A 26,755-nucleotide genomic window follows, 5' to 3' on the forward strand; every position below is an offset into this window, starting at 1 on the left:
ATTGGAAAGTGTCCGATTTTGATACAGTAGTGTCCGAAAATGAACACTTGGGGGAAGTGTGAAGTAGGAAGTGTGAAGTAGGAGATGGGAAGTGTAAAAAAATAAATAGACGCAACCATACGCTATGAGAAAAGTGATAAGCCAAAACCATCATGCACAGCGTGTGAGTCCGTCTCGCATTGGATATCTTTATGGCCTCTCAACTGCGAAGGCCACTGCATGGCGTCGTGTTACTAAAACGATTTACGCTGTGCCAGCCCCTCGGCGTTTGAGAGCGGCATTTTTTGCTTACTTTTTTTTGCTGCAGAAAAAAAGTAAGTCGCCGAAGGCATGAAAAGGAAATATATAGAAAAAACTCTATACGTCGTTATACCACAACAAATGAATTATGCACACCCTTCAATCATGTGCTTCTACCCGGTATTCGAAAGACCAGCACTACTCCGAGCAACATCAAGATCGCGCTGATTTCAAAAGCCCGGCGCAGGCTGTATGCATCTGCCATGATGCCGAGGAGCAACATTGCCACGCCGCGAAGCACGAATCCCGCGCCCATGTAAAGCCCGTTGGCAAAAGCCCGGTTTTCTGGGCAGCTTTCCTGTACCATTGCCATGACCACAGGACCGGTGGAGAGGGCGACAAAGCCCAGGATGATTAAGATGGGAAATAAGGCCCAGCCCTGGGTTTCGAGAAAGACAAATAGGAGGAGGGGAGTTGCGATCATGGAGAAGCCGAGGATTTGTTTGCGTCCCCAGCGGTCACTTACCCATCCGCCGATTAGCGCGCCGCCAATGCCCGCGCCCTCCAGGACGGAGAGAGATGCGCCCGATAGCCATAAGCTGGCGCCTTCTTCGGTCAAAAAGGTGGGGAGGAATGCGGTCAGGGAGGCCATCATAAATGCGCGGACAAAGACAATGCCCGATAGGGGTATCATGACCGGTGCCATGCGTTTTAAGGCGGCCTGCCAGGTTAGTGCTTTATATGCGGATATGACGCGGCTGGCGACGCTTCTCATCCGCAATAAGAGTATCAGTGAGGCCACGACGCCTGCGGGTATCAGATAGGTCATTCCGGCGATTCCCCACAGGCCGATGACGCTTACGATTAATATAGGTCCCAGGGTGCGACCGAGTTCACCGCATAACATCCAGATGCCCATTCCGCGTCCCAGGTTGGATCCCGAGAGCGTTCCTGCCATTGCGGGTCCAACGGCGTGAAAAGCTGCGGAGCTAAATCCCGTGATTAATAATAGGACGACAAGGGCGAGGTAACCTTGCGCTATGCCGAGCAGGCTCATGGCGATGCCCGTTATTGCAGGTCCCAGGATTACGAGAGATCGCAAGTTCAGGCGGTCTGCCTGATGTCCGATGATGGGTTGAAATACCGAGGGTGCCTGCCTGACGACCATTAACAAGCTGGCTTCGGTTTTGGATAGGGATAGGGTTTGTATGAAGATGGGGAGTAAGGGGGGTAAGAATCCGCTGTATGTGTCGTGTACTGCATGCCCGCCGGAGAGGGTGATTACGTCGCGGGTCTGAAAACGACTGTTATTACTATTTGAGGACAAGGGCAGGTCTTACAGTTTGATCACGGCGATGAGAATGCCCGTTATTGCGACCATGGTGGTAATGATCCAGATGAAACGGGATTCAAGGATTTTATTCGTGTCATCAATGCGCTTATTCGTCTCGCCAATGCGCTGTCCCAGGGACTGGTTGGTCTCGTCAATGCGTTTATTTGTCTCGTCAATGCGCTTATTTGTTTCGACCATCTGCAGGCGCAACTCTTTGCTGTCTTCGCGCATCTGCAGGCGCATGTCTTGCAGGTCTTCGCGTAGATACGCAATGCCCCAATGGGTATTATCGTCAGATGTGGTCGCTTGAGATTCGGATGTTTCGGCCATCATAGATCTCCTGTTTCTCTTTGGAGAGAGGGGGCGGAGTCATATAAACAAGATATGCTATCACAGCAAAAAGTCAATGGTCTATCGACTATTTCACCATAGGCTAAGTTCAGCACTGTTTCTTAGGGTTGCGGGAATAGAAATGGGGACATAATTTAGGGACTGGAACGGCCCATTATTATATAAGGATTATTACATGTCTGATTATCCCCCTATTCGTCCAATTACCCGGGGACCTGAGTTCCACTGGTTTGGTTATTACGATAAGTGGCAAATAGATCCTTCAGGCCGGTACGCGCTCGGTATGGCGGTGGATTTTGAACACCGGTCGCCCTTTGCGGATGATACGATCGGGCTGGGGATTATTGATATGGAGGATGGGGATACGTGGTCTGAGTTTGGGCGCACGCGGGCGTGGTGCTGGCAACAGGGGTGTATGTTGCAGTGGATTCCCGATTCGGATACGGAGGTTATTTTTAATGATCGCGAGGGGGATGCGTTTGTTTCGCGGATTTACAATGTGAAAACGGGGGCTGTTCGGACTCTTCCGCACGCGATTTATGCGATTTCACCCGATGGGAAGACCGCGATTGGGGCGGATTTTCGCCGGATCAATCACATGCGGCCCGGGTATGGGTATGCGGGGATTCCCGATCCCAATCGCGATGTGCGCGCGCCGGATGATGTGGGTGTTTATTCTGTGGATCTGGAGACGGGTGAGTCAAGGCTTGTTGTTGCGATTGCCGAGGTTGCTGCGATTCCGTATCCGCATGGCGATATTTCCGGGGCGCGGCACTATTTTAATCATTTGTTGTTTAATACGGATGGGTCGCGGTTCATTTTTTTGCACCGTTGGCGATTTGGCGAGGGAGGCTTTGATACGCGGATGATGACGGCAAGTGCCGATGGGTCAAATTTGCATGTGGTTGATGATTACGGCAAGATGTCGCATTTTATCTGGCGCGATGCAGAGACGATTCTCGGGTGGGCATATCACCCGTCGCACGGGAATAAGTTTTATCTCTATCGGGATCTGACCGATGTGGAGCCAGAGGTGATTGGCGATGGGGTTATGACGGTTAATGGTCACTGTACGTATTTGCCGGGGAATGAGTGGATTCTCAACGATACGTATCCGTCACAGGGGCATCGGAATCAAGTTCCGTATCTTTATCACGTTGCGACTGGCAAGCGCGTCGATCTGGGTGTTTTCCCGTCGCCGGAGCCTTATACGGGCGAGTGGCGCTGTGATTTGCATCCGCGCTTTAGTCCCGATGGGCAGTTTGTGGTGATTGATTCGCCTCATATGGGCAATGGACGGCAGATGTATCGGATTGAGGTTGGGGATATTGTGTAATAAAGGAGATATGAGATGGCTATAGCTGAAGCACCTGCGGTACTGACGGAAGAGGAGATGCTGCGTTTTCGCACGCGGGGATATCTCGGTCCGTATTCGCTGTGTTCTGAGGCGGAGATGGCGGATCTTCGACCGGCGATTGAAGAGGTGCTGGAGACAGATCCGCCGAATGGTAAGAATCGCATTCACAACCGGCATCTGGATAGTCGGGTGGTTTACGATTTGTCAACGCATCCCGAGATTCTCAATCGGATGGTGGCTCTGTACGGGGCGGATTTGTTGTTGTGGCGCACGAATTTTTTTATCAAGTACAAGGGTACGAAGGCGATTCCCTGGCATCAGGATTTCAATTATTGGCCGCTCGAGCCGCCGATTATTGTTTCGGCGTGGATTGCGGTAGATGCTTCGACTAAGGAGAATGGGAATTTGCAGCTTATTCCCGGGTCACATCGCAAAATTATTCCCCATGTTAAAGCCACGCCCGATGTGCAGTTTCAGGAGATGGCCGATGCGGGGTATTACGATCCGGAGCAACTGGTCGATCTCGAGATGCAGCCCGGTGAGTTTATTTTGTTTAATGAGCGTACGTTGCATCATTCGAAAGCCAATTTCTCGGATTTGCGTCGCATTGGTCTGGCTGTGCGCGCGATTCCTCCGATTGTGCATGTTCTCAGGTACGATTCCGAAGATCACACGCTTCCGGTTATTCACGGCGAGGATACGATGGGGTTTAATCGCGTTACACAACCGCCGTTATAATGAGGAACCAATTGTATGAAGATTACTAATATTGAGACATTTATTGTGGATGCGGGTTGGCGCCCGTGGATATTTGTTCGGGTGGATACCGATGAGGGTATTAGCGGCTGGGGGGAGTGTAGCGATGGCCGCAGTCCGTATGGGGTTACGGGGACGGTGCGCGATTTGACGCCTTTGCTCATCGGCAAGGATCCGCGCGCTTATGAGATGCGTTTTTGGGATATGTTGCGGGGGACGCGGCAAAGTCCGGGGGGTATTGCGGCAAAGGCGATTGCGGGTGTTGAGCTCGCGCTTATTGATATTAAGGCGCGTGCGCTCGGTATTTCTGTTGTGGAGCTTTTTGGAGGTCCAACGCGCGAGCAGGTTCGCGTTTATTGGTCGCATTGCGGTACTTCGCGTGCTCGCAATAGCGATTTGCTCAATACGCCACCGCTTCGCACGATGGACGATATTGCCGCGCTGGGACGGGAGGTTGTGGAAAGGGGATACACGGCGTTGAAGACGAATATCGTGGTACCGGGGAATCCTGCCAGTGTGTATTTTGGGGGTTTTGGCGGCGAACCAGGGACGACGGATGGCGTGGTTTCGCGGCAGATTCTCCGGCATATTGAGACGCTTATTGGTACGTTTCGAGATGCTGTGGGTCCGGATGTCGATATTAATCTGGATCTGAATTTTAATTTCAAACCCGAGTCGTGTATGCGCATTGCCCAGGTGCTGGAACAATTTGATTTGCTGTGGCTGGAGATCGATATGTACGAGCCTGATGCGATTCGGCAGATTAAGGATGCGACGAGTACTAAAATTTGTACGGGTGAAAATTTGTTTTATATGCGCGAGTTTATTCCTTATTTCCAGGCGCGGTCTGCGGATGTGTTTATGATCGATGTGCCGTGGAATGGGTTTGCCCAGTCGAAGAAGGTAGGGGATTTGGCCGAGGCGTATCAATTCAATGTTGCGCCGCACAATTATTACAGCCATCTTTCGACATGTATCAGTGCGAGTCTGTGCGCGGTTTTGCCGAATGTGCGTATTATGGAGATCGATGTTGACGATGTGCCCTGGCGAGAGGATATGGTGACGAATGTGCCGCATATTGAGAATGGATATTTGACGATTCCCTCAGGTCCGGGATGGGGTATTGAGATGGTTGAAGAGGTGCTCAAAGCACATCCCTGGGATAAGGGAAATGCGAATTGGTAGGAGGACAATATGAATAATCAACAACACTTGTTTGAACTCGATGTGTATGGCTTTACGGTTGTTGAAGATGTTTTGACGACTGAGGAAGCTGGTGAGATGCGCGAGGCGCTTATGCGCTGTGAGAAGGAATTTGGCACGGAGGCCAGAAATCGGGGAACCGCTCGGCATGTCGCCAATTTGCCGGTGATGGATCGCGTTTTTCACAAGACTATTGATCATCCGCGGATTCTGCCGTTACTCGAGCACTATCTCGAGAGGTCGCTTATTCTGGGGAGTCTCAATGCCCGCATTGTGCGCCCGGGGGACCCGGACCAGGGTTTGCACAGTGATATTCCGCTGGAGATGCTGAATTTTAGTTCGCCAGTTATGATGAATACGATCTGGATGCTGGATGATTTTTCGCCGGTAAATGGCGGTACGCGCGTGGTGCCGGGTTCGCATAAGAGTGGGTTGGTTGTCCCGCCAGAGGATGTGTCTGTCAAGCATATCGCGCAGCCCGAGGGATCTGCGGGTAGTGTTATTGTTATTAACGGTCAAATATGGCATGCGGGCGGCGCGAATACGGGGACGACGAATCGCCATGCGCTGTTCGGTCATTATCGCAAACGGATGTGTATGTTCCAGGTGGATCCCCACGATGGTTTTCCGCCCGAGTGGTTTGACGGGCTTACGGAGAGACAAAGGCAATTGATGCGGATGAGCAAGGGGCTTAGATCAGCCCACGCAGCGGATGCGCATTTCAGGTAGTTGGAAACAGGAGATCAATATGCTCGTTGGTATATCCCCATTGTTCAGTCCCGAGTTGTTGGCTACGATTTATCGCATGGGACACGGAGATGAGATTGTTCTGGCAGATGCGCATTTTCCCGGGCATTCGGTGAATGCCAATACGCTGCGGGCAGATGGTCTGGGGGTTGCGGCGTTGCTCGAGGCGATTTTGCCCCTGTTTGTGCTGGATACGTATGTGGATAGTCCGGTTTTTATGATGGATGCGGTGCCGGGCGATGCGCTCGATCCCGCGGTTGAGGCGTCTTACCGGGCTGTTATTGACAGGGTATGGCCAGATACGCCCCCTATTGCGCGCGTTGAGCGTTTTGCGTTTTACGAACAGGCGAGAGATGCTTTTGCGGTTGTTATGACTGGGGAGACGGCAAAATACGGCAATGTTATTTTGAAGAAGGGTGTGACGCCGGTGTAGGATGACCTGTCCAAAAGGACAGGTTGTTTTTGTCCCTGGGGACGGTGTTTTGGGATTTTGGATGGCGTATTTTTGGGGTGAGATTAGTTCATTCCAATCAAAAGGAGGCATACCATGGCTGTGACGACACTTGATTATGTGCCCTGTGCGCGTGTGGAAGATATTCCCGAGGGTGGGATTATGGCTGTGAATGTGGAGGGCCATGCGATTGCGCTGGCAAAGTCGGACGGCGAGATCCGGGCGGTGGATAACCGGTGCCCGCATATGGGGTATCCGCTGAGTGAGGGGTCGATTCACAATGGGTTGATTATTTGCCACTGGCATCACGCGCGGTTTGATCTGGTCAGCGGGTGTACGTTTGATCCGTTTGCCGATGATGTTCGGAGTTATCCGGTGGATGTGCAGGATGGTGAGATTTATGTGAATGTGCATGCGACGCATCCCGATCCGGTGGGTCATTGGAAGCGGCGGTTGAGCGAGAGTTTGGAGCAGAATATCAATCTGGTGATTGCCAAGTCGGTGATCGCGCTTCGGGGCCAGCGGGTCGATGGCGATGATATAGCAGAGATTGGCGCGCGGTATGGTGCGCTGAGGCGGCGTCAGGGGTGGGGTCCGGGGTTGACGATTTTGACGTGTATGGCCAATGTGGTGCCGAAGCTGGCACCCGAGGATCAGGTTCTGGCGCTGTATCAGGGGTTGTTGCATGTGGCGAGCGAGACGAGTAATGCAGCGCCACGGATTGTTTTTACGCCTCTGGAGACGGAGGAGTTGACGCTGGCGCGGATTAAGGAGTGGTTCCGCTATCTGATTGAGGTGCGAAATGCCGATGGTGCGGAACGCGCTTTGTTGACGGCGATCCAGATGGGGGCAACGCCTTCGGAGATGTGCGATATGCTGGTGACGGCAGCGACGGATCACTTTTATCGCGATGGCGGGCATGTGCTGGATTTTATCAATAAGGGTTTTGAGGTGCTCGAGCGCATTGGTTGGGACAAGGCCGATGAGATTTTGCCGTCGCTGGTGGGGGTGCTTTCGGGTTCACAGCGGAGTGAGGAGTTGAACCGGTGGCGCAGTCCCGTTGATCTGGTGGCGTTGTTACGCGACGCGTTTGATGAGCTTGAGGATCTGGTTCGCGAGGGTGAGGGGAAGACGTGGGATGATGCGGATGCTTTGACGGAGGTTTTGTCAGGTGATGATCCGCACGCGATTGTGGATGGGTTGAAGGCGGCATTTGCCGGTGGGGCGACGCTGACGCAGTTGACACAGACGCTGACTTATGCAGCGGCTTTGCGGATTGCGCGGTTTCACATTAAGAATGAGTTTGCCGATTGGATCGCTGTGCTGCATACGCATTCGGCGGCCAATGCGCTGCATCAATGTGCAAAGCGCGCGCCGTCCCTGGATCTGGCGCGGGGGATTTTCCACGGTGCGATGGCGCTGTATTTTGATCGGTGGTTTAATAAGCCGGCAGCCCGTTTGCCCCAGGATCAGCGCGCGACCCAGCAGTTGCCGGAGGATGCGGATGAGTTGCTAGATTCTTTTGTGGATTTGCTCGATACTCAGGCTCAGGTGGATGAGGCGGGGCGAATTGCGTATCGGTATTTGTCGCTGGGTCATCCGCGCGGTGCTTTGTGCGAGCGGTTGGGCCATGTGTTGCTGCGAGAAGATGCCGAGTTTCATTCGTTTCAGATGCTGGAGTCGGCGTTTAGCCAGGCAGAGGAGCTTGATGAGGAACGCGCACGGATTACGCTGGTGGGTGCGGCGCGGTATCTGGCAGCGCATGCACCAACGGCGCGTGCGTTGGGACAGACGGCGAATTTGGCACTTCGACTGCACAGGGGAGAGGATCTTTCGGCTGAGGATCCGGATGAGGAGGTTTGAAGTAGGGGCGGGTCTCGTGCCCGCCCGTGGCGGGATAGATGATTCCAGATCACACAGATGGGTATTTCAAAAGCCTGTACCAGCAGTGGTGCAGGCTTTTTTTATGTCCTCGGTTTCCATTTTCCCTGTACGCGATAGGCTTCATCAGGATCCGGCCACGGGGGCATGGTGATGGCGATGGCGCACAGGGGTTCGCTGTTGTGGGCGCGGAATTGGAAGTGGGTGCCTTGCGGTATGGTGAGGGTTACGCCGGGGGCGAGGGAGGCGATTTCTTCGCGGTTGCCCTGTTTGCGCCACATTTCGCCCTGTCCGCTGATGATGTACCAGATTTCTTCGACGGTGCGGTGGGCGACGGCGATGGATATTTTTCCCGGGGGGAGTTCAAAGTGGGCCATGCCGCCATTTTTGAGTTCGAGGAGTATGCGGACATCGGATCCATCGGGTGCGGTGACGTCGGATTTTTGGGGCAGGTGTTTTGTAGCAAATTCGATCATAGGTGGTCTCCTGAAAGCGGAATGGTGTACAACTGGTTCAGGCCAGTTCATCAATGTAGGGGCGGTGCCCCTGTGCCCGCCCGTTGGGTGGTTGGGTGGGGTTCGTTGATTCGTTCTCTTCAATGGTTTTCCGAAGCAGGACTCTTCCGCGGTACAGCCAGGTTTTTACTGTGCCTATGGGTACTTGCATTGCTTTTTCGATTTCGGCATAAGAATAGTCCTCGATATAACGCAGGCGCATGGCTTCGCGATATTGTTGTGGCAGTGTTTGTATGCTCCTGCGGACCAGGTGTTGGCATTCTCGCGCGTGCAGGGTGGTTTCCGGGTCTTGTGTGCAGGATGGGGCGATTTTTTGCATGCCTTCTGGCGTGTGAAAATAGGTTGCCCATTTGCGCCGAACAGATTGCGTTTCGCAGTGCGAGAGGCATACGTTCATGGCTATGCGGGTCAACCAGGTTGAGAATGCCGCGTCACCGCGAAAGCGATTGAGTCCCTGGTATGCTTTTATAAATGCGATTTGAACCAGGTCTTCGATGTCGTCCTTGTTTTTTGTGTGGCTGGCTACGATTGCATAAATTCGGGCTACGTTTGCTTTGTACAGTTTGCCAAATGCGATCCCGTCACCCATCCGCGCTTTGAGTACCATTGTCTGTTCTTCGTTCGGTGCCATTATACTCCTCTTGTGTCGTGAGGTCATGTTGTTTTTTTGATCATCTACTGTGTTCTGCACCGATGGGTGTCTGGGGTGGTCCCCGGAGGGCAACAAAAAACCCGACATCGAATTTAGCTTGATGTCGGGCACGTAGGGTATAGGCACCAAAAACCCCACTCAGGGGTTGGCAAAATTTTAGCCTCCAGGGCATAATCGCCGCCTCCTGGAGGGATAATGGCAGTGTGAATAGACCATTTGATTTTACCTAAAGATATGTAATTTCAGGTAGTTATCTCCTATAAACAGAGGGCTTTTGTTTTTTGGATTGGAAAATATAGCCCGTTCTGTTTTTTTGTGCAAGAAAAAATCTGTACCATACAAAAAAATTATTTTTTGAAAAATGAGGCGGGGCGGCGGTCAGCGGACGATCATAATGTCATCGTAGGGGCCGTCCCTCGTGCCGTCCCAGCCTGTATATTAGACCGGATAGGTGAAGGTTGTACGTCACGAGGTACGGTAAAAAGTGCGTAATCAAAACTGGACGACAAAATCAATATACGGAATACCGGGAAAGATTGTGCCTTCTCCTATTGTATTGATCAGTCCCAGATCTACGCTTAATCGTTTGCCAAAAAATCTTATTCCATAAGAGATCAAGGGTTCGTCTATGCCGGGAAAGATCCAGTTTTCTGTGACAAATGCCGTCCGTCGCGTCAAGCGCTTCTCTCCCCCGATCATTACCATGGGGCGATCTGCGAGATCTCCCTCCACAAAACCATAACCGAGTCCCGCAGTCAGGCTGGCATCGGGTTTCCCAAATGTTGTTACACCATACAATATGCCCGCAACTTCAGGGTCATCTTCTTGAATGTCCTCATCCTCATAATTGGGAATACGCACGAGAAGTGCGCCCATGGCAAAAGAGAAGGTCTTTTCCTGTACTAATCCGAATTTTGGTGTAATAAAGAATAATTGATCATTCATATCAACGGTGGGAAAGATGGAAAGTCCGCCGCCCAGAGTAAAGCGATCTGTGATCCCATAAGCAAAGCCCGGAAAAAAAATATAATAATCAGAAAAATAACCTTTGCCCTGTTTCAGCATACGCGCCGTAGGTGCAAAGAATAGGCGTGTTATATTGGGATTTGGGAACCAGAACTCACCCTTTCGTATTAACTCGGCAGACACTGTTTCAATGTGTTTGATCTTTGAAATGGGAATTTGGATAATGCCCAGGTCTGTCTTAAATGCGATCACTTCATCACCAATCTCTACAATGCGTCCGATATTTGTCGATCCATCGATTGTCTCTATCACCTGAATTTGAGAGGAATCGGGAATCGCCAACTGAGAGGTTAGGGAGGATGGTGCGTTCTTCGCGTGTTCTTCTGCAAAGATACTGTTTAGAGAGATTGCAGTATAGATTAAGAGTAACCATTGCGTTCGTATCATGCGAAACCCTTCGTTCCAATCATAACTCAGAGACCGAAAGCACTGTGGTGTAATACGCAAGCATGGCGTTGTCGGCGTCCGATTCAGTAATTTCAAAGGGGATAGATTCAAATGGTTTGTGCTCTTGTGCATCAAGTTCTTCTGAGAGGTAAAATTCATGAAGGATATCGTTTCTGCCAAAAGAAAAATTTCTGTCACCTTTATCGGCTATACGCACATCCGCTAAGAATACGACAATGGAAAATATGACTTTAACCTTTTCAGCGTGGTGGTTCTGTAGTGATCCTTTGGCAGTAACATTATTGTCTATCTTGCTTATAGATATACTACTTTCATCAATCTCTACTGCTGATGTATTCAGTATCATAGTTTAATCCTCCTGTATGGATTCTGATTCTGCAGACATTGTTTGCAGAATTTGATCAGGTGGATACGACTGGTAGAACAGATGCATTTAACGGTTTATGATCTGTCCGAGTATTGACGAACTCGCGCAATTCGAGCCATTGGTTTCTGCAATGCTCTGAAGCCACGCCTGAAAGGCTGCATCAAGTGGCGCACAGAGTCCCGTATTTTCAAAGAAAAGTTGCTCTAATTTCGTCAGTCCTGTCAAGCTCTGAGGAAGCGCACCTGCCAAGAATGCGTTATTGTCGAGACGTAGTTTCGTAAGATTAGATAGGTCGCCCAATTCCTCTGGAATCTCACCACTTAATGCATTGCCTTCAAAACGCAGGATAGTGAGATTAATCAGGTTGCCCAATTCTACGGGAATCGCACCGCTCAGCTTATTGTCCTCAAAACGCAGTTTCGTAAGATTAATCAGGTTGCCTAATGCCACAGGAATCGAACCACTCAACGTATTGTCCCCAAGATATAGGTACTCAAGATTGGAGAGATTACCCAATGCCACGGGAACCGAGCCGCTCAATTGATTGTCCTCAAGACGCAGATAAGTGAGATTGGAGGGGTTACCTAATGCCACGGGAATTGAACCACTCAATGCATTGCCCCGAAAATCCAGATGGATGAGATTGGATAGGTTGCCTAATTCTTTTGGTATCTCACCACTCAATTCATTGTAGCGAAAATCCAGGTGCTCAAGATTAGACAGGTTGCCTAATTCCACGGGAATCGAACCACTCAATTCATTGGACGAAAGACGCAGGTACGTGAGGTTGGTCAGATTGGCCAATTCTTTTGGTATCTCACCACCCAACGGATTGGCCCCAAGTTCCAGATGCTCAAGATTTGTCAGGTTGCCTAATTCCACGGGAATCTCACCGCTCAATTCATTGTACCCAAGACTCAGGTACTCAAGATTAGACGAGTTGCCCAATTCCACAGGTATCTTCCCACTCAGTTTATTTTCCGAAAGACGTAGGTACTCAAGATTGGAGAGGTTACCTAATTCCACGGGAATCTCTCCACTCAATTCATTGCCCCAGAAATCCAGGCTTTTGAGCTTGGACAGGTTACCCAATTCCACAGGAATTTCACCACTCAACTGATTGGCGTAAAAATTTAGATACCTGAGGTTGGTCAAGTTGCCCAATTCTTTTGGAATCGTACCCATCAGATTATTATCCCTCAGGTCCAGGCTTGTTACCCAACCATTAGAGACGCTGACGCCATGCCAGGTGGAAAGGTCTCTATCACTTAGCCAATTGGTTTTGTTCGTCCAGTTATCTCCGTCCGTCGCATTGTACAGAGCCACCAATAAGGATCTCTCATAAGTCCCCGGATTCCCGCAATTCGAGCCATTGGTTTCTGTAATGCCCTGAAGCCAAGTCTGAAAGACTGCATTAAGCGGTGCGCATAGCTCCGTGTCTTGAAAGAGAAGTTTCTCTAACATTGTCAGTTCTGTCAAGTTTTGAGGAAGCGTACCTGTCAGGGATGCGTTATCGTTGAGATATAGTTCCGCAAGATTGGTCAGGTTGCTCAATCCTTCTGGGATCTTACCACTCAATTCATTGTTTTCAAGATTCAGGTAAGTGAGATTGGAGAGGGTGAACAATTGGGGTGGGATTGTCGTGAAGTGGTTGTTACTCAGGTTGAGCCATGTCAGTGCGGGCAGGTCTTCAGAGATGCCATCTGGCAGGCTGGTTAGTTCGTTCTCTTGAAGGTTGAGCTTTGTCAGCGCGGTTAGTCCAGAAAAATCGTCGGCTTGCAGTTCTGAGAGGCTTGTCCCAACCACACCGAGAGAATCTATCGCAACGAGATGTGCATCCGTTACATTGCCACAGGTGCTTACAGGTGTGGCTGCCACAATCGCATCGCGCATTTGCGCGGTGCGGTCACAAACTGGTAAGATTAATTGAGGAGGGGGTAACACTGCTTGTCCAAAATGGCTCGCAAATTCGAGAAAATCTGAAAACCCAATTGATCCGTCGCTGTCCAGATCGAGCCGGTTTTCGTACTTGTCTTCGTTTTGATTTGACCCAAACGCGCCTGCTAATAACACGAAGTCGCGAAAATCAACAACGCCACTTTCATCAAAGTCGGGAGAGGGCGGCATAAAGATCTGTAAAGCAACGCTGAGGGATAGGGTTACTGTCTCGAATTGTCCGCCCCGACTGAGTTCAGCGCGTACCAACCGAATCCGTGTGGACGAGAACATATCTGTGGTGCGAAAACGCATTGTGCCGATCAGACCGCTGTTACTCGTTGCAGTTCCGCCCAGAGACGCAATGTTGATTTCGACAGAGCCAGATCCTTGTTGTATAAGAGCCTGAGCATTGGGCAATACATCGCCTGCATCAAATCCCTCGTAAATAATCTGGGTGGTGTTGTATTCAAAGCGCGCAAAAACCCCGATGGCATTCTGAATATCTGTGCCAAAAATCTGAATGAAGACGACTTGGTTGGATGGTACTGCGCGCGCGTGGATAGCTTGATTGCCTTCAGATTCATTCAGGTCCATGGAGAGGGAAAAGCTGCTCATCTGTGAGGAAAGAGGCTGCGGAAAAAGTAAGATCAGGAAGCTCAACAGACTGACGAGGCCAAGTGTGAGCAATGGAGGGGATGGTTCTTTATGTGGTTTCATACGCTTGTATATCACCCGGCGGATTTGTAGAGGGTGCGTCCAAGTTTGAAAATTTCCTCGAGAAAGGGATCAAAGTTTTGCAGATGGGTTTGAATTTCTTCAGGTGTACGCACGACAATATCCATCGCAAAGTATTTTGGACGACAAATGCGAGCAACGGCAGCACTTCGCGCTGTCGGACGCAAATCTGTATCCATGATGACGAGCAAATCTAAATCGCTATCGGTCTTTGGATCGCCATAAGCATGAGAGCCAAAGAGGATAATCTGATCTGGATGAAAGTGTTCGACAATTTTGTTTGCGATCTCATCCAAAAGCGATTCTGTTATTTTTTGTTCTTTCGCATTCATCTAAGCATTTCCTACTTTTCCGTAGTCAATGGTCAATGTTCTCTTCATTGCGTCGTGTCTCCATAAACGCGCTGTCGAACCGGGTGAATTATCCCTCTCCATTTTTTGAATATAATGATAAATGCCTATTTGCAATTTACTTGAAAAAACAGGGACTTGCAATGGCGTTTTTGCGTATAACGATAATTATATGCAAAATTCAATCCCTTCAAAATGTCTCAATGCGGAAAGCCAAAAGCGTGATCCTACCCCGAGCCTATTCACAAATTCCTCGTCCGAAAACGCATTTGCACACTTTCGCGTAGTGCCTGTATATTGATGGTATAACTGAACTGGTGTGTGAATAACGTAGTTAGCGGACAGCCACACAATACTGGCAAAGGATTCTCCTGATGCTCGATACCGTCAATCTCCCTGAGCACAGACGCGTTTTTGACAGTCTTTTGCGACACTTTCGGAACATAGACGGAGTCATTGGCCTCTTCGTCAGCGGAAGTCAAGCTACCGGGGAAATGGACGAGCAATCCGACCTTGATTTAGGGGTTGTTCTTGATTCCCAGAAAATCCGAAATGCTGTCTGGTCTAAAAGGTGGAATTGGGCGACCGAACCGTGGTTCCACCGATTTGATGCAGATCACATCAAGGAGTATTTCGTTATTTATCTTTTCGAGCCGTGCGTCAAGGCAGACATCAATCTGTACATAGAGGAGGACTTGCCAGGTTGGAAGGGAGGGCCCTTTCAACTTATCTGGACGAAGTCAGACAGGCTTGAAGAATGGTGTCAAGTTTCGAATGATAAGGTACGCCGCGAGAACAGGCCGACTCCCAATGAAGAACTGTTAATCCATGAAGACGAACGTCTCTGGGCCTGGCTTGTGTATGTTGTTTTGCACACGAAGCGTGGTGAGTACTATTCCGCAGCCTGGTCGTTTGCCGATCTACGCAACATCGTGGAGAAATGGCATGCATATCTACAGGGAGAACACAAATTCACGCCCAGGCAGTTCGAGCAGCGGATGCCATCGCACCTGACTCGCCGATTTGCGACTCTATTCCCTCAGCCAACACGAAATTCACTCAAGAAGGCTTACTATAACCTGGCGGAACTACATGAGGAGCAGCGCAGAGAAATCGGTTCACGACTTGGATTGACCTGGAAGATAAGCGAGTATGGTATATGTAGGGTCAAGGATATGATTGGCGAAATATAGTGTGGCCGTCCGCTTGCTTTTTTGAAAAGTTTGGGGTTACTGATGCCAGATTGCGACTACAGTCTTACATGGTACCATGGCTCTCAGCAAAAGCTGACGAAACTTCGTATCGGGAGTTCGATCACACAATACAGAACTGTGGCGAAGGCGTTCTCTCACCGTCCTTCTCTTGTCTCTTTGTCTGACGAAGGTGAGTCTCTATCTGACAAGCTCAGGCTGAAGCATAACGGCGCCACGCCAGGTTATCTCTATGTTGTTTCAGATGAGATTGATCCTGATGATGTGTATCCGCATCCCCATCCGGCAAATGTCGGTCGCTGGGAGTGGCTGACTAACCGGGAATTGAAACTGGAACTCATCGAACAGACTATCGTAACAGACAGTGAACGGCTGACAGACGAAGATATCGCAGAGATAAGGCGGAAACAGAAGAAAAGGGGCGAGGAGTCATTCGCGGAGTGATCTGTTTGAAAAAACGCGCAACAAAAAGTAGGTGCAATGTCCTGCATATTCAGCAGGAGTTATAAATAAAAAAGCCGCTTCCCAGTTTAAGAAGCGGCTTTAATTTATCAGACCCTCTGACGGTTTGGTTTTGACGGTCAGATTTTGACGGTCAGATTTTGACCCTCAGAATATTTCTGCTACAATGGCGTTCAAGTTGTAATCCGGCAGGTCGAATACCACATAAGAGGGGAGGTTCAATTGTTGCCAGAGGTCGAAGCCGTTTGTCCGGGTTTTTTGGGCAGTGAATAAAGAGATGACGGTGCCGTGGGTGGCGATGGCGATGGTTTTGTGAGGGTGTGTTTTTACGGCTTTTTCAACGGCTCGGGTGAATCGCAGGCGAGCCTGATGTGCGGTTTCATTGCCAAAGATCAGGTCGTTGGGGTGTGCAAAGAAGGTTTTTACGGTGGTGTGCCATGTTTTTTGAGGGATAAAGGGGACGCCTTTGCGGTCGTGTTCGTGAAGGTCGGGTGCTGATGTATAGGGGATTTGGAGGATGTCGGCGACGAGTTGTCCTGTTTGATGTGCTTTGGGTTCTTCGCTTGTGATGAGGAGGTCTGGTTTGTAGGGGCGCAACGCTTCGGCGAGAGGGGTGCAACTTGCGCGTCCGCTGTCCGATAGTTGCCAGTCTGGGGCGGATTTTGCCTCGTCGATTTGAGGCAAAGCGTGTTTGATTAAGATGAGGTGGTTCATGAAAGTACTCCGGTTATGTGTTATATGACTTAGACCGAGCGAGCGAAAATTGTACGTCGTGGTGTCTTGCATATTGGGGCGGTGTTCGGTATAATTTACTTTTATGGATATTGATATTCGGTCTCTTAAATCGTCTGAGGTGTCTCGGCTTCGGTATTTGCCGTTTTCCCGTAAAGAAACGCAACGGCGGCGGTTTATGCTACAGGAATCCGGCAGGCTCCTTTTTTTTGTGGCATGGCGGGGCAATTTGCCGGTGGCTCAGGTGTTGCTCAATTGGGAAGGTGGCGATGCTGCTGGCGTGCCGCCGCAGGTGCGACCATGGCCCGAGGTGTCGTCGCTTTTTGTGCATCCAGATTATCGGCGAAGGGGTATTGCTTCGCGGTTGTTAGATGTGTGTGAGCGGATTACTTTTCAGCGGGGCTATGAGAATATTGGTCTGTGCGTTTACGTGAAGAATCATCCTGCGCTCAATTTGTACGCTCGCCGCGGGTACAAAGATGCGGGATGGGAACCGTATTTGGCCCGGGGTGTTTATACTGATGCCAATGGCGGGCAGAGTAACTGGCGAGAGACGCGCGTTTATTTGATTAAGTCACTCAGGAAAAAATATGAATCCAGATCCTTTTGTTCAGTTTGATATGTGGTTTGAAGAGGCGAGGGCTTCGGAGCCGACTCTGCCCGAGGCTGTGGCTCTGGCGACGGCGACGCGCGATGGAAAGCCTTCGGTACGTATGGTGCTGGTGAAGCAGTGCGATCAAGAGGGGTTTGTGTTTTTTACGAATCTGGAGAGTCGCAAGGCCGATGAGTTGGCGGAGAATCCCAGAGCCGCTTTGCTGTTTCACTGGAAGTCGCTGGTCAGGCAGGTGCGTATTGAGGGACGGGTTGAGGCTGTTTCGGACGAGGTGTCCAGGGCGTATTTTGATTCGCGTCCTCGAGGTAGTCGCTTGAGTGCGTGGGCGTCTCCACAAAGCGAGGCGATTCCCGATCGGGCATTTTTGGAAGGTCGCGTGGCAGAATTGGATCGTAAATATCCGGGAGAGGATGTGCCGTTGCCGGATTTTTGGGGGGGCTATCGGGTGGTTCCCGATCAGTTTGAATTTTGGGTGAATAGGGATGATCGGTTGCACGATCGGTTTTTGTATGTTCGGCAAGGTGATGGTGCGTGGAAGCGCGCTTTGCTGGCACCGTAGAGGAGGATGGGAATGACCAAACTCAGTGTGAATTTGAATCGGGTGGCGCTGTTGCGGAATAGCCGGCCGCTTACTTTTCCCAGTGTGACAAAGGCGGCGCAGGTGTGTATTGATGCGGGGGCGCATGGGATTACGGTGCATCCCCGGCCCGATGAGCGACATATTCGCAGGACGGATGTTTATGAGTTGAAAGAAATGATTTTGGGGGTGGAGTACAATATTGAGGGCAATCCCTTTCCCGATTTTATGGATATGGTGCGGGATGTGGTGCCAGATCAGTGTACGCTGGTGCCCGATGAACCCGATCAGAGCACGTCCGATCACGGTTGGGATTTGAGACGAGATGGCGAGCGGCTTGTGCCGATTATTGCGGAGTTGAAAGGTCTGGGTATTCGGGTTTCTCTGTTTATGGATCCGGTGCCAGAGGATATGGTTCTGGCAAAGGCTCTGGGTGCGGATCGCGTTGAACTTTATACGGAGTCTTACGCTTCTGCTTATGACGGAGGCGATGTGGGACCTGTTTTTCGACAGTACGCGGCTTCGGCGCGCGCTGCACAGGATGCCGGGCTGGGGGTTAATGCAGGGCACGATCTCAATCTCGATAATTTGGGGGAGTTTGTGACGATTCCCGGGATTCTCGAAGTGTCTATTGGTCACGCGCTGATCGCAGATACTGTTTTTATGGGGTTGGAGAATACGGTGAAGGCGTATTTGAAGGTGTTGGGGTATGGGTGAGGTGAGAGGCTAACATCATCCCCAACGCCATTGACAAAGCGATTTCATTTGTTTATTATTGCACGTTGGTCCCGTTAGTGAGTGAAGTATTATAAAGAAAGGATTATCCAACGCGATGAATGTGCAGGTGACCGAGTCGGGGACGTGGCGTCGAACATTGGAGATTGAGGCTCCGGCTGAGGATGTGGATAAGCGTCTCAATGACGCTTACAGGAAATATAGCAAGACCCTTAATTTGCCGGGGTTTCGCAAGGGTAAAATTCCCCTGAGTGTTGTCAAACGGCAATTTGGGCCGGCCATCCAGGGTGAGGTTGTACAGGAGATGGTCGAGGAGTTTTACCGGGAGGCGAGTGAAGCCGAAGGTATTCAACCCGTTTCCCAGGCGAGTATTGACGATATCAATTTTGAAGAGGGACAACCTCTGGTGTTCAAGGCTTCTGTCGATGTCCGTCCAGAGATAACCGTGGAGACCTATAAGGAGCTGAAGGTGACGCGGCCCGTGTTTGCGGTTGAAGACGAGCATGTTGAAGGCCGGTTGCGGTATATGCAAGAGGAGAGAGCGACCGAGCAGGTCGTGGAGCGCGCTGCCGATCTCGACGATGTGGTTTTTGCCGATGTCGAAGAACTCGATGATGGCGGCAGTCCCGTGCCCGATCACGGGTCAGAAGATCAATCAATTCGATTGTTTAAGACGGAAGACGGCAAGCCGACTGATTTGGCAGAGCAATTGATGGGTATTTCGGCTGGTGAGGCCCGTGAGGTTAAAATTACGCGGCCCGTTCAGGATGAGCCCGATCACGAGGATTGCGATCACGATGAGCCCGATCATGAGGATCACGACGAAGGACCGAAAGAAGAAACCGTGATGTTTCGCGTGACGGCGAAAGAAATACGCGAGCGCGAGTTGCCCGAGTTGGATGACGAGTTGGCTCAGGATGTCGGCGGCGTGGAGACGTTGGACGAACTCAAGACGCAGATCCGCAATGAGATGCAGACGCAGTACGAGCAGATGATTCGCCAGCGCGTTGAGGAAAATTTGATGGATGCGCTGATCGAGGAGAATCCTTTTGAGGTTCCCGATAGCATGGTCGAGAATTATCTCAATGGTATGATTGAGTCATACAAGCAGGAGCAAGCGGGTCACGATCAAGGGATTGACGAAGATGCGCTTCGCGAGGAAGGGCGCGATCAAGCCGAGCGCGGTGTCAAACGCTTTTTGTTGCTGGATGCTGTTGCCGATCAGGAAAATATCGAGGTGACGGATGACGATCTGGACAAGCATCTCGAAGAGATGTCGCAACGGCACAATATTGAAGGGCCGCGTTTGCGTCAGATTTTGAGCCGAACCGAACAGCTCGATCAGATTGAGTCGGAGATTAAAACGCAGAAGACGTTTGATTTTCTCATCGATAATGCAGATGTCGAAGATGTTGAGGAAGTTGAATAGACGGAGCGGGGTACAACTGGTTCAGGCCAGTTCATAGACGGATTTTACATTTAAACATGGGATTTAAAATTAAATATGGCTCTGGTTCCTACAGTTCTTGAACAAACAGGGCGTGGCGAGCGCGCTTATGACATTTTTTCGCGGCTGTTGCGCGATAATATTATTTTTATTGGTACGCCGATCAACGATACGATTGCCAATCTGGTGATTGCCCAGATGTTGTTTTGCACATCTGAAACGCCCGAGAAGCCGATTCGGCTGTATATCAATTCTCCCGGCGGCAGTATTACGGCGGGTTTGGCTATTTACGATACGATGCAATACGTGCCCAATGATGTTGAAACGCTTTGTGTGGGTCAGGCTTTTTCACTGGGTGCCGTGCTTCTTGCAGGGGGCACGAAGGGGCATCGCCGCGCATTGCCAAATTCGCGCATTTTGCTGCATCAACCCATTGGCGGTGCAGGCGGTCAGGCTTCGGATATCGAACGACACGCCGAAGAGATTTTGCAATATCGCGACCGTTTGAACGCCATTTTATCCGAATGTACGGGTCAGCCTATTGAGCGCATAGAAAGGGATGCAGACCGCGATTTCTTTATGTCGGCTGATGAGTCAAAGGAATATGGCCTGATTGACGAAGTGCTCAGTCCCGAGAGTTCCACCCCCGATATCGACGAAGCTTTGTCATGAGGAAGTAGGGCGTTATGAAACGACGGACATCCAGAGCAGAAATTCGCTGTTCTTTTTGTGGCAAGAGTGCCGATCAGGTCGATAAGATCGTCACCGGCCCGAGCGTGAATATTTGCAGTGAGTGTATCAAGCTGTGCAATGAGGTTTTGCGAGAGGACGATCTCAAAAAGCCCGTGACGCTTCACAAAGGGTTGCCCAAGCCGCAGGAAATTAAGACGCGTCTCGACGATTATGTAATTGGCCAGGAGCGCGCCAAGCGCGTTCTTTCGGTTGCGGTGTATAATCACTACAAGCGCATTCGGTCCAATCAGTCTGCGGATGATGTCGAACTCGATAAGAGCAATATTTTGCTTATGGGACCCACGGGTACTGGCAAGACGCTTTTGGCACAAACGCTGGCGCGCATTTTGCAGGTTCCATTTTCGATTGCCGATGCCACTATTTTGACCGAAGCAGGATATGTTGGCGAAGATGTTGAGAATATTCTGGTGCGCCTACTTCAGGCGGCGGATTACGATGTGGCGCAGGCAGAGATGGGTATTTTGTATTTGGACGAGGTCGATAAAATTTCTCGAAAGTCGGCCAATCCATCTATTACGCGCGATGTGTCTGGGGAAGGTGTTCAGCAAGCGTTGTTGAAGATTCTGGAAGGTACGGTGGCGAGTATTCCGCCCAAGGGGGGGCGCAAGCATCCCGAACAACCTCTGATTCAGCTCAATACCAAAAATATTCTGTTTATCTGTGGCGGTGCATTTGATGGTTTGGAAAGCGTTATTAGCACCCGCATCGGCAAGAAGACCATTGGTTTTGGAGCTGATTCGAACGATTTGGATGAGCAAAGTACCGGTGAGATTTTCCAGCATGCCGAGCCAGAAGATTTGATCAAATACGGTTTGATTCCAGAACTGGTTGGGCGGATGCCCGTGATGTGTGCGTTGAGTGAGTTGGATGAGGCTGCACTGTTGCAGATTTTGACGGAACCGCAAAATGCGATTACCAAGCAATATCAAAAGTTGTTCGAACTCGATGGGGTTGAGCTGACTTTTGAGGATGACGCGCTGCGCGAGGTTGTGCGCATTACACAGGAAAAGGGTACAGGCGCGCGCGGGTTGCGGTCGGTTCTCGAGACTGTTATGACGGATTTGATGTACGATATACCCTCCAATGAGGACCTGACCGAGATCACAGTGACCCTCGATATGGTTCAAAATCGCAACAAGCCGCGTATGGAAGTTCTCGAATCCACACAAAAAAGCGCTTAAAAAGATAGATATTTCCCACAGATGGGGAACCGGGGCCGAATTGGACCCCGGTTTTCGTTTGTGTGAAAGGGCGGTCATGCAATTCCATTCTGTCGAATTTGTTACGAGTGTTGGCTTTTTGAGGCAGTTGCCTCGCGATGGGATGGCCGAGATTGCATTTGCGGGGCGTTCCAATGTGGGCAAGTCGTCGTTGCTCAATCGGCTGTTCAATCGGAAAAATTTGGCGAAGACGAGTAGCGCGCCCGGCAAGACGCGGACGCTGAATTTTTACCGCGTAAATCACGCGTATTATTTTGTCGATTTGCCCGGTTATGGCTATGCAAAGCGCAGTTGGGAAGAGCGTCAGGCGTGGGGAAAGCTGATTGAGGGGTATGTGCAGGATCGGCCTTCAATCAGGGGTTTTGTTCTGTTGATCGATGCGAGGCACGATCCGAGCCGAGATGATTTGCAGATGATTGACTGGCTGGTACACGGCAACAAGCCGTTTGTGGTGGTTGCTACGAAAGCGGATAAGTTGTCGGGTCATAAGCTCAAAAGTCGATTGGATCAAACCCGTCGGATGCTCGCTTTGCACGGCGATTTTGACCTTGTGCCGTTTTCCGCGACGACGGGTCGCGGTAAGGATGCGGTTTGGCGGTGGATTGGAGAGGTGATGAATGTTTGACTATCGGGTAAAGAATGCCGAGGAGATTCCCACGCCTGCGCTGTTGGTTTACAAGGCGGCGGTGGCGCATAATATTCGCGCGATTGGAGATATGATGGGCGGGTATGCGCGTTTGCGTCCGCATATTAAGACGCATAAGATGTCGCAGATTGCGCGTATGGAGATGGATGAGGGGATTGATAAGTTTAAGTGTGCAACGCCCAAAGAGGCGGCGATGCTCGCTGCGATTGGTGCGACCGATGTGTTGATTTCTTATCATATCGTGGGGGCAAATATTGGGCGCGTGGTGGATTTGAAGCGGTTGTATCCCGATGTCGATTTGAAAGTTATTGCGGATGATGGGGATGCGATTCAGGCGTTGTCCGATGCCTGCACATCGGCGGGTGTGAGTCTGGGTGTTATGGTGGATGTCAATACGGGGATGGATCGCACGGGTGCATTGCCCGGCGCGCCTTCGCTGGCTCTGGCACAGCAGATTGCACAGTCGTCGGGGTTGTGTTTTGTGGGTTTGCATGTGTATGATGGGCATGTGGGTGATTTCGATGCGGATATGCGTCAAAAGACGGCGTTTGAGTCGATTGAGCGGGCTGTTGAGACCCGGTGTCTGATAGAGCAGTCTGGGATTGAGGTTGAGAAATTGGTGGCTTCGGGGTCGCCGGGTTTTGAGCATACGCAACGGGTGGATGGGGTGGATGAGGTCTCGCCCGGTACGTGGATTTTTTGGGATACCGGATATGGTGATAAGCTGGAGAGTCCCTTTGAATGGGCAGCACTAATTTTGTCCAGTGTGATCAGTACGACTCGCGCAGACCTCGTTACATTGGACGCGGGCAGCAAGTCGGTTGCGCCCGATACGCCTGTGCCCCATTTTCGCGCGTTGGGGTTGTCAGATGAGATTGCGTTTGTGCGGCGCAATGAGGAACACCAGTTGTTGCAATTGCCGGAGGGCACACCGAGACCGCGTGTGGGCGATCAATTTTATCTGGTGCCGCGCCATGTGTGTACGACCGTGAATTTGTGGGATGAGGTGTGTGTGATTGATGAAGACGGGATGTTTGTAGAGACATGGGCCGTGGATGCGAGAGGGCATTGAGTGAAAATGGAAAAGGTTCTGATCGCCGATTCTCTGGCCGATGGCTGGCAGAATGTTTTCGTTTCTTCAGATGTAGAAGTCGATTTGAATACGGGTCTGTCTGAAGATGCCTTGTGTGAGATTATCGGCGATTATGCCGGGCTGATTGTGCGCAGTGCAACGCGGGTTACGCAACGGGTGATTGAGGCGGGTGTGAATCTTCGCGCGATTGGTCGGGCGGGTGCTGGTGTGGATAATATCGATGTGAATGCCGCGACTGAGCGGGGGATTGTGGTGATGAATGCACCGGGCGGCAATACGATTTCTGCCGCTGAGTACGCGATGGCTATGATGATGGCGCTGTCTCGCAATATCCCCCAGGCGACGGCATCGCTTAAAGCTGGCGAATGGGAGCGCGGCAAATATACGGGTGTTGAATTATACGGCAAGACTTTGGGCATTATTGGCGTGGGGCGCGTCGGTCAGCAGGTGGCGCGACGCGCGCATGCGTTTGGTATGACGTTGTTGGGTGCCGATCCTTTTTTGTCGGATGATCTGGCGCGGCAGTTGCATATACAGCAGGCTTCTTACGATGAGATTTTTGCCAGGTCGGATTATATTACGTTGCACGCAGCGTTTACGAATCAGACCCATCATCTCATTTCTGAATCGGCGCTTGCAAGGTGCAAAGATGGGGTGCGTATTATTAATTGCGCCCGGGGTGAGCTTGTGGATGAGAAGGCACTTGTCAGGGCGATTGAAGCGGGTAAGGTCGCAGGGGCTGCATTGGATGTGTTTGGCGAAGAGCCGCCTGCGGTTGATCATCCGCTGATTAAAAGGCCAGAGGTGGTTTCTACGCCGCATCTGGGGGCTTCGACATTTGAGGCGCAGGAAAATGTGGCGCGGCAGATTGCCATGGATTTGCGCGATGCACTGCAGGGTAAGCCCGTTCAAAGTGGTATCAATTTGCCGCCGATTGATCCCGAGTATCTCGATGCGATCAGTCCCTATTTGTCGCTGGCAGAAAAGGTGGGGTCGCTGCACGCGCAACTTATGGGCGGGCATTTGCACAGGGTGGTTAATCGATATCAGGGTGTGATTCAGGAATACGCTACGGCGCCGCTTACGGCTGCGGTTTTGAAAGGTATTTTTGAATATCAGGCTGAGGAGCCGGTGACGCTGGTCAACGCGCCTTTGTGGGCTAAGGCGCGCAGCATTCGGGTCGAAGAGTCCAAGAGCAGTCACGCGGATTATAGCAATTTGATTACGATAGATGTCGAGACTTCGGAAGAGACGACATCGATTTCGGCGACGGTTTTTGGGCGCCGGGATTTGCGGTTGGTTCGCATAGATGATATTGAGGTGAAGGCAAAGCTCGAGGGGAATATGATTGTTTTGGGCAATCGTGATGTGCCCGGTGTGGTGGGGCATATGGGCAATTTGTTTGCGGTAAATGGGATCAATATTTCCGATATGGCGCTGGGGCGCAGGAGCCAGGGCGGCGAGGCGATTATGGTTTTTAATATCGATACGCCGGTGCAGGATGAGGTGCTGGCCGATATTGTGTCTCAGGAGTTTGTGAACTGGGTTAAACAGGTGAAGTTGTAAAAAAAAGGATAAAAAATGTCTGTTTCAGCAATTGTAGGTGCAAATTGGGGTGATGAAGGCAAGGGCAAGATGACGGATGTTCTGGCTCGGGATTCCGATTTTGTTATTCGCTTCCAGGGTGGCAATAATGCCGGGCATACGATTATTAATGAGTATGGAAAATTTGCCCTTCACCTTTTGCCTTCGGGCGTGTTTTATCCGCACACGACGAATATTCTCGGTACGGGGATTGCGTTGAATATTCCGGCTTTTATAGAGGAGGTGGATGATCTGATTGCCCGCGGCGTGCCGAAGCCAAATCTGTGTATTTCTGAGCGCGCGCAGGTGTTGCTTCCCTATCATCTGCTTATGGATGTGTACGAGGAGGAGCGGTTGGGGGATCGAAAATACGGTTCGACCAAGTCGGGTATTGCGCCGTTTTATTCGGATAAGTATTTGAAGGTGGGGGTTCAGGTTGCCGATTTGTACGATGAGGGCCGCTTGCGCGATCGCGTCGCGCGCGCGCTGGAGGTGAAGAATGTGCTTTTTGAGCATTTGTACCACAAGCCGCTGATGTCTCTGGAGGAAATTGTGCCCGATTTGATGGCGGCCGGAGAGCAGGTTGCGCCTTATGTTTGCGATACGTCGTTGTTGCTCCACAATGCGCTGAAGGAGAATAAGAAGATTCTCGTGGAGGGGCAGTTGGGTGCTTTGCGCGATCCGGATCACGGTATTTATCCCTATCCGACGTCTTCTTCTACTTTGGCGGGTTTTGCGTCGATTGGGGCGGGTATTCCACCTCATTCGATTACGCAGGTTGTCGCTGTTGCCAAGGCGTATTCTTCTTGCGTGGGGGCGGGTCCTTTTATTTCTGAAATTTTTGGCGAGGAGGCGGATGAGCTTCGCGAGCGGGGTGGCGATGCAGGGGAGTACGGTGCGACGACAGGACGGCCCCGCAGGATGGGCTGGTTCGATGCTGTTGCTACGCGCTATGGGTGTCGCATGCAAGGGGCGACAGCGGTTGCGTTGTCGCTGCTCGATGTGCTGGGTTATCTCGATGAGATTCCGGTTTGTACAGCTTATGAGATCGATGGGGAGAAGACAGATATTTTTCCGGTTCCGTCCCTTCTGGACCGGGCGACACCTGTGCTGGAAAAGTTGCCGGGTTGGAGAACAGATATTTCTTCGGTGCGCGAGTTTTCGGATTTGCCGACGAATGCTCAGAGTTATGTGAAGCATATCGAGGCGTGGCTCGAGGTTCCGGTGAAGTGGATTTCCGTGGGACCGAGACGGGAGGATATTATTGAAATGTGATGGTGAGTGTGTGGATCCTTATTTGAGAAGCCCATCCAAAAGGATGGGCTTTTTTTGTCTGAGGGACGATGTTTTGGAGAAACCTCAAATTTTTTGG

At 50.9% G+C, this 26,755-nt stretch carries 27 protein-coding genes; 18 read left to right on the top strand and 9 right to left on the bottom strand.

Annotated features, from left to right (window positions below):
* Positions 1–403 precede the first annotated feature (403 nt).
* Positions 404–1,573, bottom strand: a complete 1,170-nt coding sequence (locus F4Y39_11105) for an MFS transporter (GenBank protein ID MYC14263.1) — start codon at positions 1,571–1,573, stop codon at positions 404–406.
* Between the two features lie 3 nt (positions 1,574–1,576).
* A complete protein-coding gene (locus F4Y39_11110) occupies positions 1,577–1,903 on the bottom strand; it encodes a hypothetical protein (GenBank protein ID MYC14264.1) in 327 nt (108 codons plus the stop codon).
* Between the two features lie 196 nt (positions 1,904–2,099).
* Between F4Y39_11110 and F4Y39_11115 the strand changes: the two genes are divergently transcribed.
* From F4Y39_11115 to F4Y39_11140, 6 genes are all read left to right on the top strand, one after another.
* Complete coding sequence (locus tag F4Y39_11115) at positions 2,100–3,260, top strand: hypothetical protein (GenBank protein ID MYC14265.1); 1,161 nt, start codon at positions 2,100–2,102, stop codon at positions 3,258–3,260.
* A 15-nt stretch (positions 3,261–3,275) separates the two neighbouring features.
* Positions 3,276–4,019: a hypothetical protein gene (locus F4Y39_11120; protein ID MYC14266.1), complete on the top strand. Its 744-nt coding sequence runs from the start codon at positions 3,276–3,278 to the stop codon at positions 4,017–4,019.
* A gap of 15 nt (positions 4,020–4,034) precedes the next feature.
* The gene (locus tag F4Y39_11125; GenBank protein ID MYC14267.1) at positions 4,035–5,222 is read left to right on the top strand and encodes a mandelate racemase/muconate lactonizing enzyme family protein; all 1,188 of its coding nucleotides are present in this window, start codon (positions 4,035–4,037) and stop codon (positions 5,220–5,222) included.
* Positions 5,223–5,231: 9 nt separating this feature from the next.
* The gene (locus F4Y39_11130) at positions 5,232–5,969 is read left to right on the top strand and encodes a phytanoyl-CoA dioxygenase family protein (protein MYC14268.1); all 738 of its coding nucleotides are present in this window, start codon (positions 5,232–5,234) and stop codon (positions 5,967–5,969) included.
* Between the two features lie 19 nt (positions 5,970–5,988).
* Positions 5,989–6,420, top strand: a complete 432-nt coding sequence (gene fucU, locus F4Y39_11135; GenBank protein MYC14269.1) for an L-fucose mutarotase — start codon at positions 5,989–5,991, stop codon at positions 6,418–6,420.
* 114 nt (positions 6,421–6,534) lie between these two features.
* Positions 6,535–8,301, top strand: a complete 1,767-nt coding sequence (locus F4Y39_11140; protein ID MYC14270.1) for a Rieske (2Fe-2S) protein — start codon at positions 6,535–6,537, stop codon at positions 8,299–8,301.
* 101 nt (positions 8,302–8,402) lie between these two features.
* On the opposite strand, the gene F4Y39_11145 is transcribed toward F4Y39_11140, so the two are convergent.
* The 6 genes from F4Y39_11145 to F4Y39_11170 form a co-directional block, all read right to left on the bottom strand.
* Positions 8,403–8,795: a cupin domain-containing protein gene (locus tag F4Y39_11145; protein MYC14271.1), complete on the bottom strand. Its 393-nt coding sequence runs from the start codon at positions 8,793–8,795 to the stop codon at positions 8,403–8,405.
* Positions 8,796–8,832: 37 nt separating this feature from the next.
* Positions 8,833–9,612 (bottom strand): RNA polymerase sigma factor, encoded by a 780-nt coding sequence (locus F4Y39_11150; protein MYC14272.1) that lies wholly within the window; start codon positions 9,610–9,612, stop codon positions 8,833–8,835.
* Between the two features lie 366 nt (positions 9,613–9,978).
* On the bottom strand, positions 9,979–10,899 hold the full coding sequence (locus tag F4Y39_11155) for a hypothetical protein (GenBank protein MYC14273.1): 921 nt from the start codon (positions 10,897–10,899) through the stop codon (positions 9,979–9,981).
* A gap of 19 nt (positions 10,900–10,918) precedes the next feature.
* Positions 10,919–11,266, bottom strand: a complete 348-nt coding sequence (locus F4Y39_11160) for a hypothetical protein (GenBank protein ID MYC14274.1) — start codon at positions 11,264–11,266, stop codon at positions 10,919–10,921.
* A gap of 87 nt (positions 11,267–11,353) precedes the next feature.
* Positions 11,354–13,942 (bottom strand): hypothetical protein, encoded by a 2,589-nt coding sequence (locus tag F4Y39_11165; protein MYC14275.1) that lies wholly within the window; start codon positions 13,940–13,942, stop codon positions 11,354–11,356.
* Between the two features lie 11 nt (positions 13,943–13,953).
* A complete protein-coding gene (locus F4Y39_11170; GenBank protein MYC14276.1) occupies positions 13,954–14,292 on the bottom strand; it encodes a nucleotidyltransferase domain-containing protein in 339 nt (112 codons plus the stop codon).
* Positions 14,293–14,684: 392 nt separating this feature from the next.
* Here F4Y39_11170 and F4Y39_11175 point away from each other — a divergent pair, with 392 nt between their 5' ends.
* On the top strand, positions 14,685–15,503 hold the full coding sequence (locus F4Y39_11175) for a nucleotidyltransferase domain-containing protein (GenBank protein ID MYC14277.1): 819 nt from the start codon (positions 14,685–14,687) through the stop codon (positions 15,501–15,503).
* A gap of 177 nt (positions 15,504–15,680) precedes the next feature.
* Positions 15,681–15,965 carry a hypothetical protein gene (locus tag F4Y39_11180; GenBank protein ID MYC14278.1) on the top strand — a complete coding sequence of 95 codons (285 nt, stop codon included), beginning with the start codon at positions 15,681–15,683 and terminating at the stop codon, positions 15,963–15,965.
* A gap of 165 nt (positions 15,966–16,130) precedes the next feature.
* Here F4Y39_11180 and F4Y39_11185 read toward each other — a convergent pair whose 3' ends face one another.
* The gene (locus tag F4Y39_11185; GenBank protein ID MYC14279.1) at positions 16,131–16,769 is read right to left on the bottom strand and encodes a histidine phosphatase family protein; all 639 of its coding nucleotides are present in this window, start codon (positions 16,767–16,769) and stop codon (positions 16,131–16,133) included.
* 31 nt (positions 16,770–16,800) lie between these two features.
* On the opposite strand from F4Y39_11185, the gene F4Y39_11190 reads away from it, so the two are divergent.
* The 10 genes from F4Y39_11190 (at position 16,801) to F4Y39_11235 (ending at position 26,658) form a co-directional block, all read left to right on the top strand.
* Positions 16,801–17,334: a GNAT family N-acetyltransferase gene (locus F4Y39_11190; GenBank protein MYC14280.1), complete on the top strand. Its 534-nt coding sequence runs from the start codon at positions 16,801–16,803 to the stop codon at positions 17,332–17,334.
* The gene (pdxH, locus tag F4Y39_11195; GenBank protein MYC14281.1) at positions 17,306–17,887 is read left to right on the top strand and encodes a pyridoxamine 5'-phosphate oxidase; all 582 of its coding nucleotides are present in this window, start codon (positions 17,306–17,308) and stop codon (positions 17,885–17,887) included. Before F4Y39_11190 ends, pdxH begins: the two co-directional genes overlap by 29 nt.
* Positions 17,888–17,899: 12 nt before the next feature.
* Positions 17,900–18,622 carry a pyridoxine 5'-phosphate synthase gene (locus F4Y39_11200; protein ID MYC14282.1) on the top strand — a complete coding sequence of 241 codons (723 nt, stop codon included), beginning with the start codon at positions 17,900–17,902 and terminating at the stop codon, positions 18,620–18,622.
* A gap of 115 nt (positions 18,623–18,737) precedes the next feature.
* On the top strand, positions 18,738–20,069 hold the full coding sequence (tig, locus tag F4Y39_11205) for a trigger factor (protein MYC14283.1): 1,332 nt from the start codon (positions 18,738–18,740) through the stop codon (positions 20,067–20,069).
* A 75-nt stretch (positions 20,070–20,144) separates the two neighbouring features.
* A complete protein-coding gene (locus F4Y39_11210) occupies positions 20,145–20,759 on the top strand; it encodes an ATP-dependent Clp protease proteolytic subunit (protein MYC14284.1) in 615 nt (204 codons plus the stop codon).
* A 14-nt stretch (positions 20,760–20,773) separates the two neighbouring features.
* A complete protein-coding gene (gene clpX, locus F4Y39_11215) occupies positions 20,774–22,021 on the top strand; it encodes an ATP-dependent Clp protease ATP-binding subunit ClpX (GenBank protein ID MYC14285.1) in 1,248 nt (415 codons plus the stop codon).
* A gap of 76 nt (positions 22,022–22,097) precedes the next feature.
* Positions 22,098–22,685, top strand: coding sequence for a YihA family ribosome biogenesis GTP-binding protein (locus F4Y39_11220; protein ID MYC14286.1), 588 nt, complete (start codon positions 22,098–22,100; stop codon positions 22,683–22,685).
* Positions 22,678–23,778 (top strand): D-TA family PLP-dependent enzyme, encoded by a 1,101-nt coding sequence (locus F4Y39_11225; protein MYC14287.1) that lies wholly within the window; start codon positions 22,678–22,680, stop codon positions 23,776–23,778. The genes F4Y39_11220 and F4Y39_11225 overlap by 8 nt, the downstream gene beginning before the upstream one ends.
* 6 nt (positions 23,779–23,784) lie before the next feature.
* Entirely contained in the window at positions 23,785–25,365 is a 1,581-nt protein-coding gene (locus F4Y39_11230) for a phosphoglycerate dehydrogenase (protein ID MYC14288.1), read from the top strand.
* 15 nt (positions 25,366–25,380) lie between these two features.
* Complete coding sequence (locus F4Y39_11235; GenBank protein ID MYC14289.1) at positions 25,381–26,658, top strand: adenylosuccinate synthase; 1,278 nt, start codon at positions 25,381–25,383, stop codon at positions 26,656–26,658.
* The last annotated feature ends 97 nt before the right edge of the window (positions 26,659–26,755 follow it).

The organism is Gemmatimonadota bacterium (assembly GCA_009838845.1).
Lineage (GTDB): Bacteria > Latescibacterota > UBA2968 > UBA2968 > UBA2968 > VXRD01.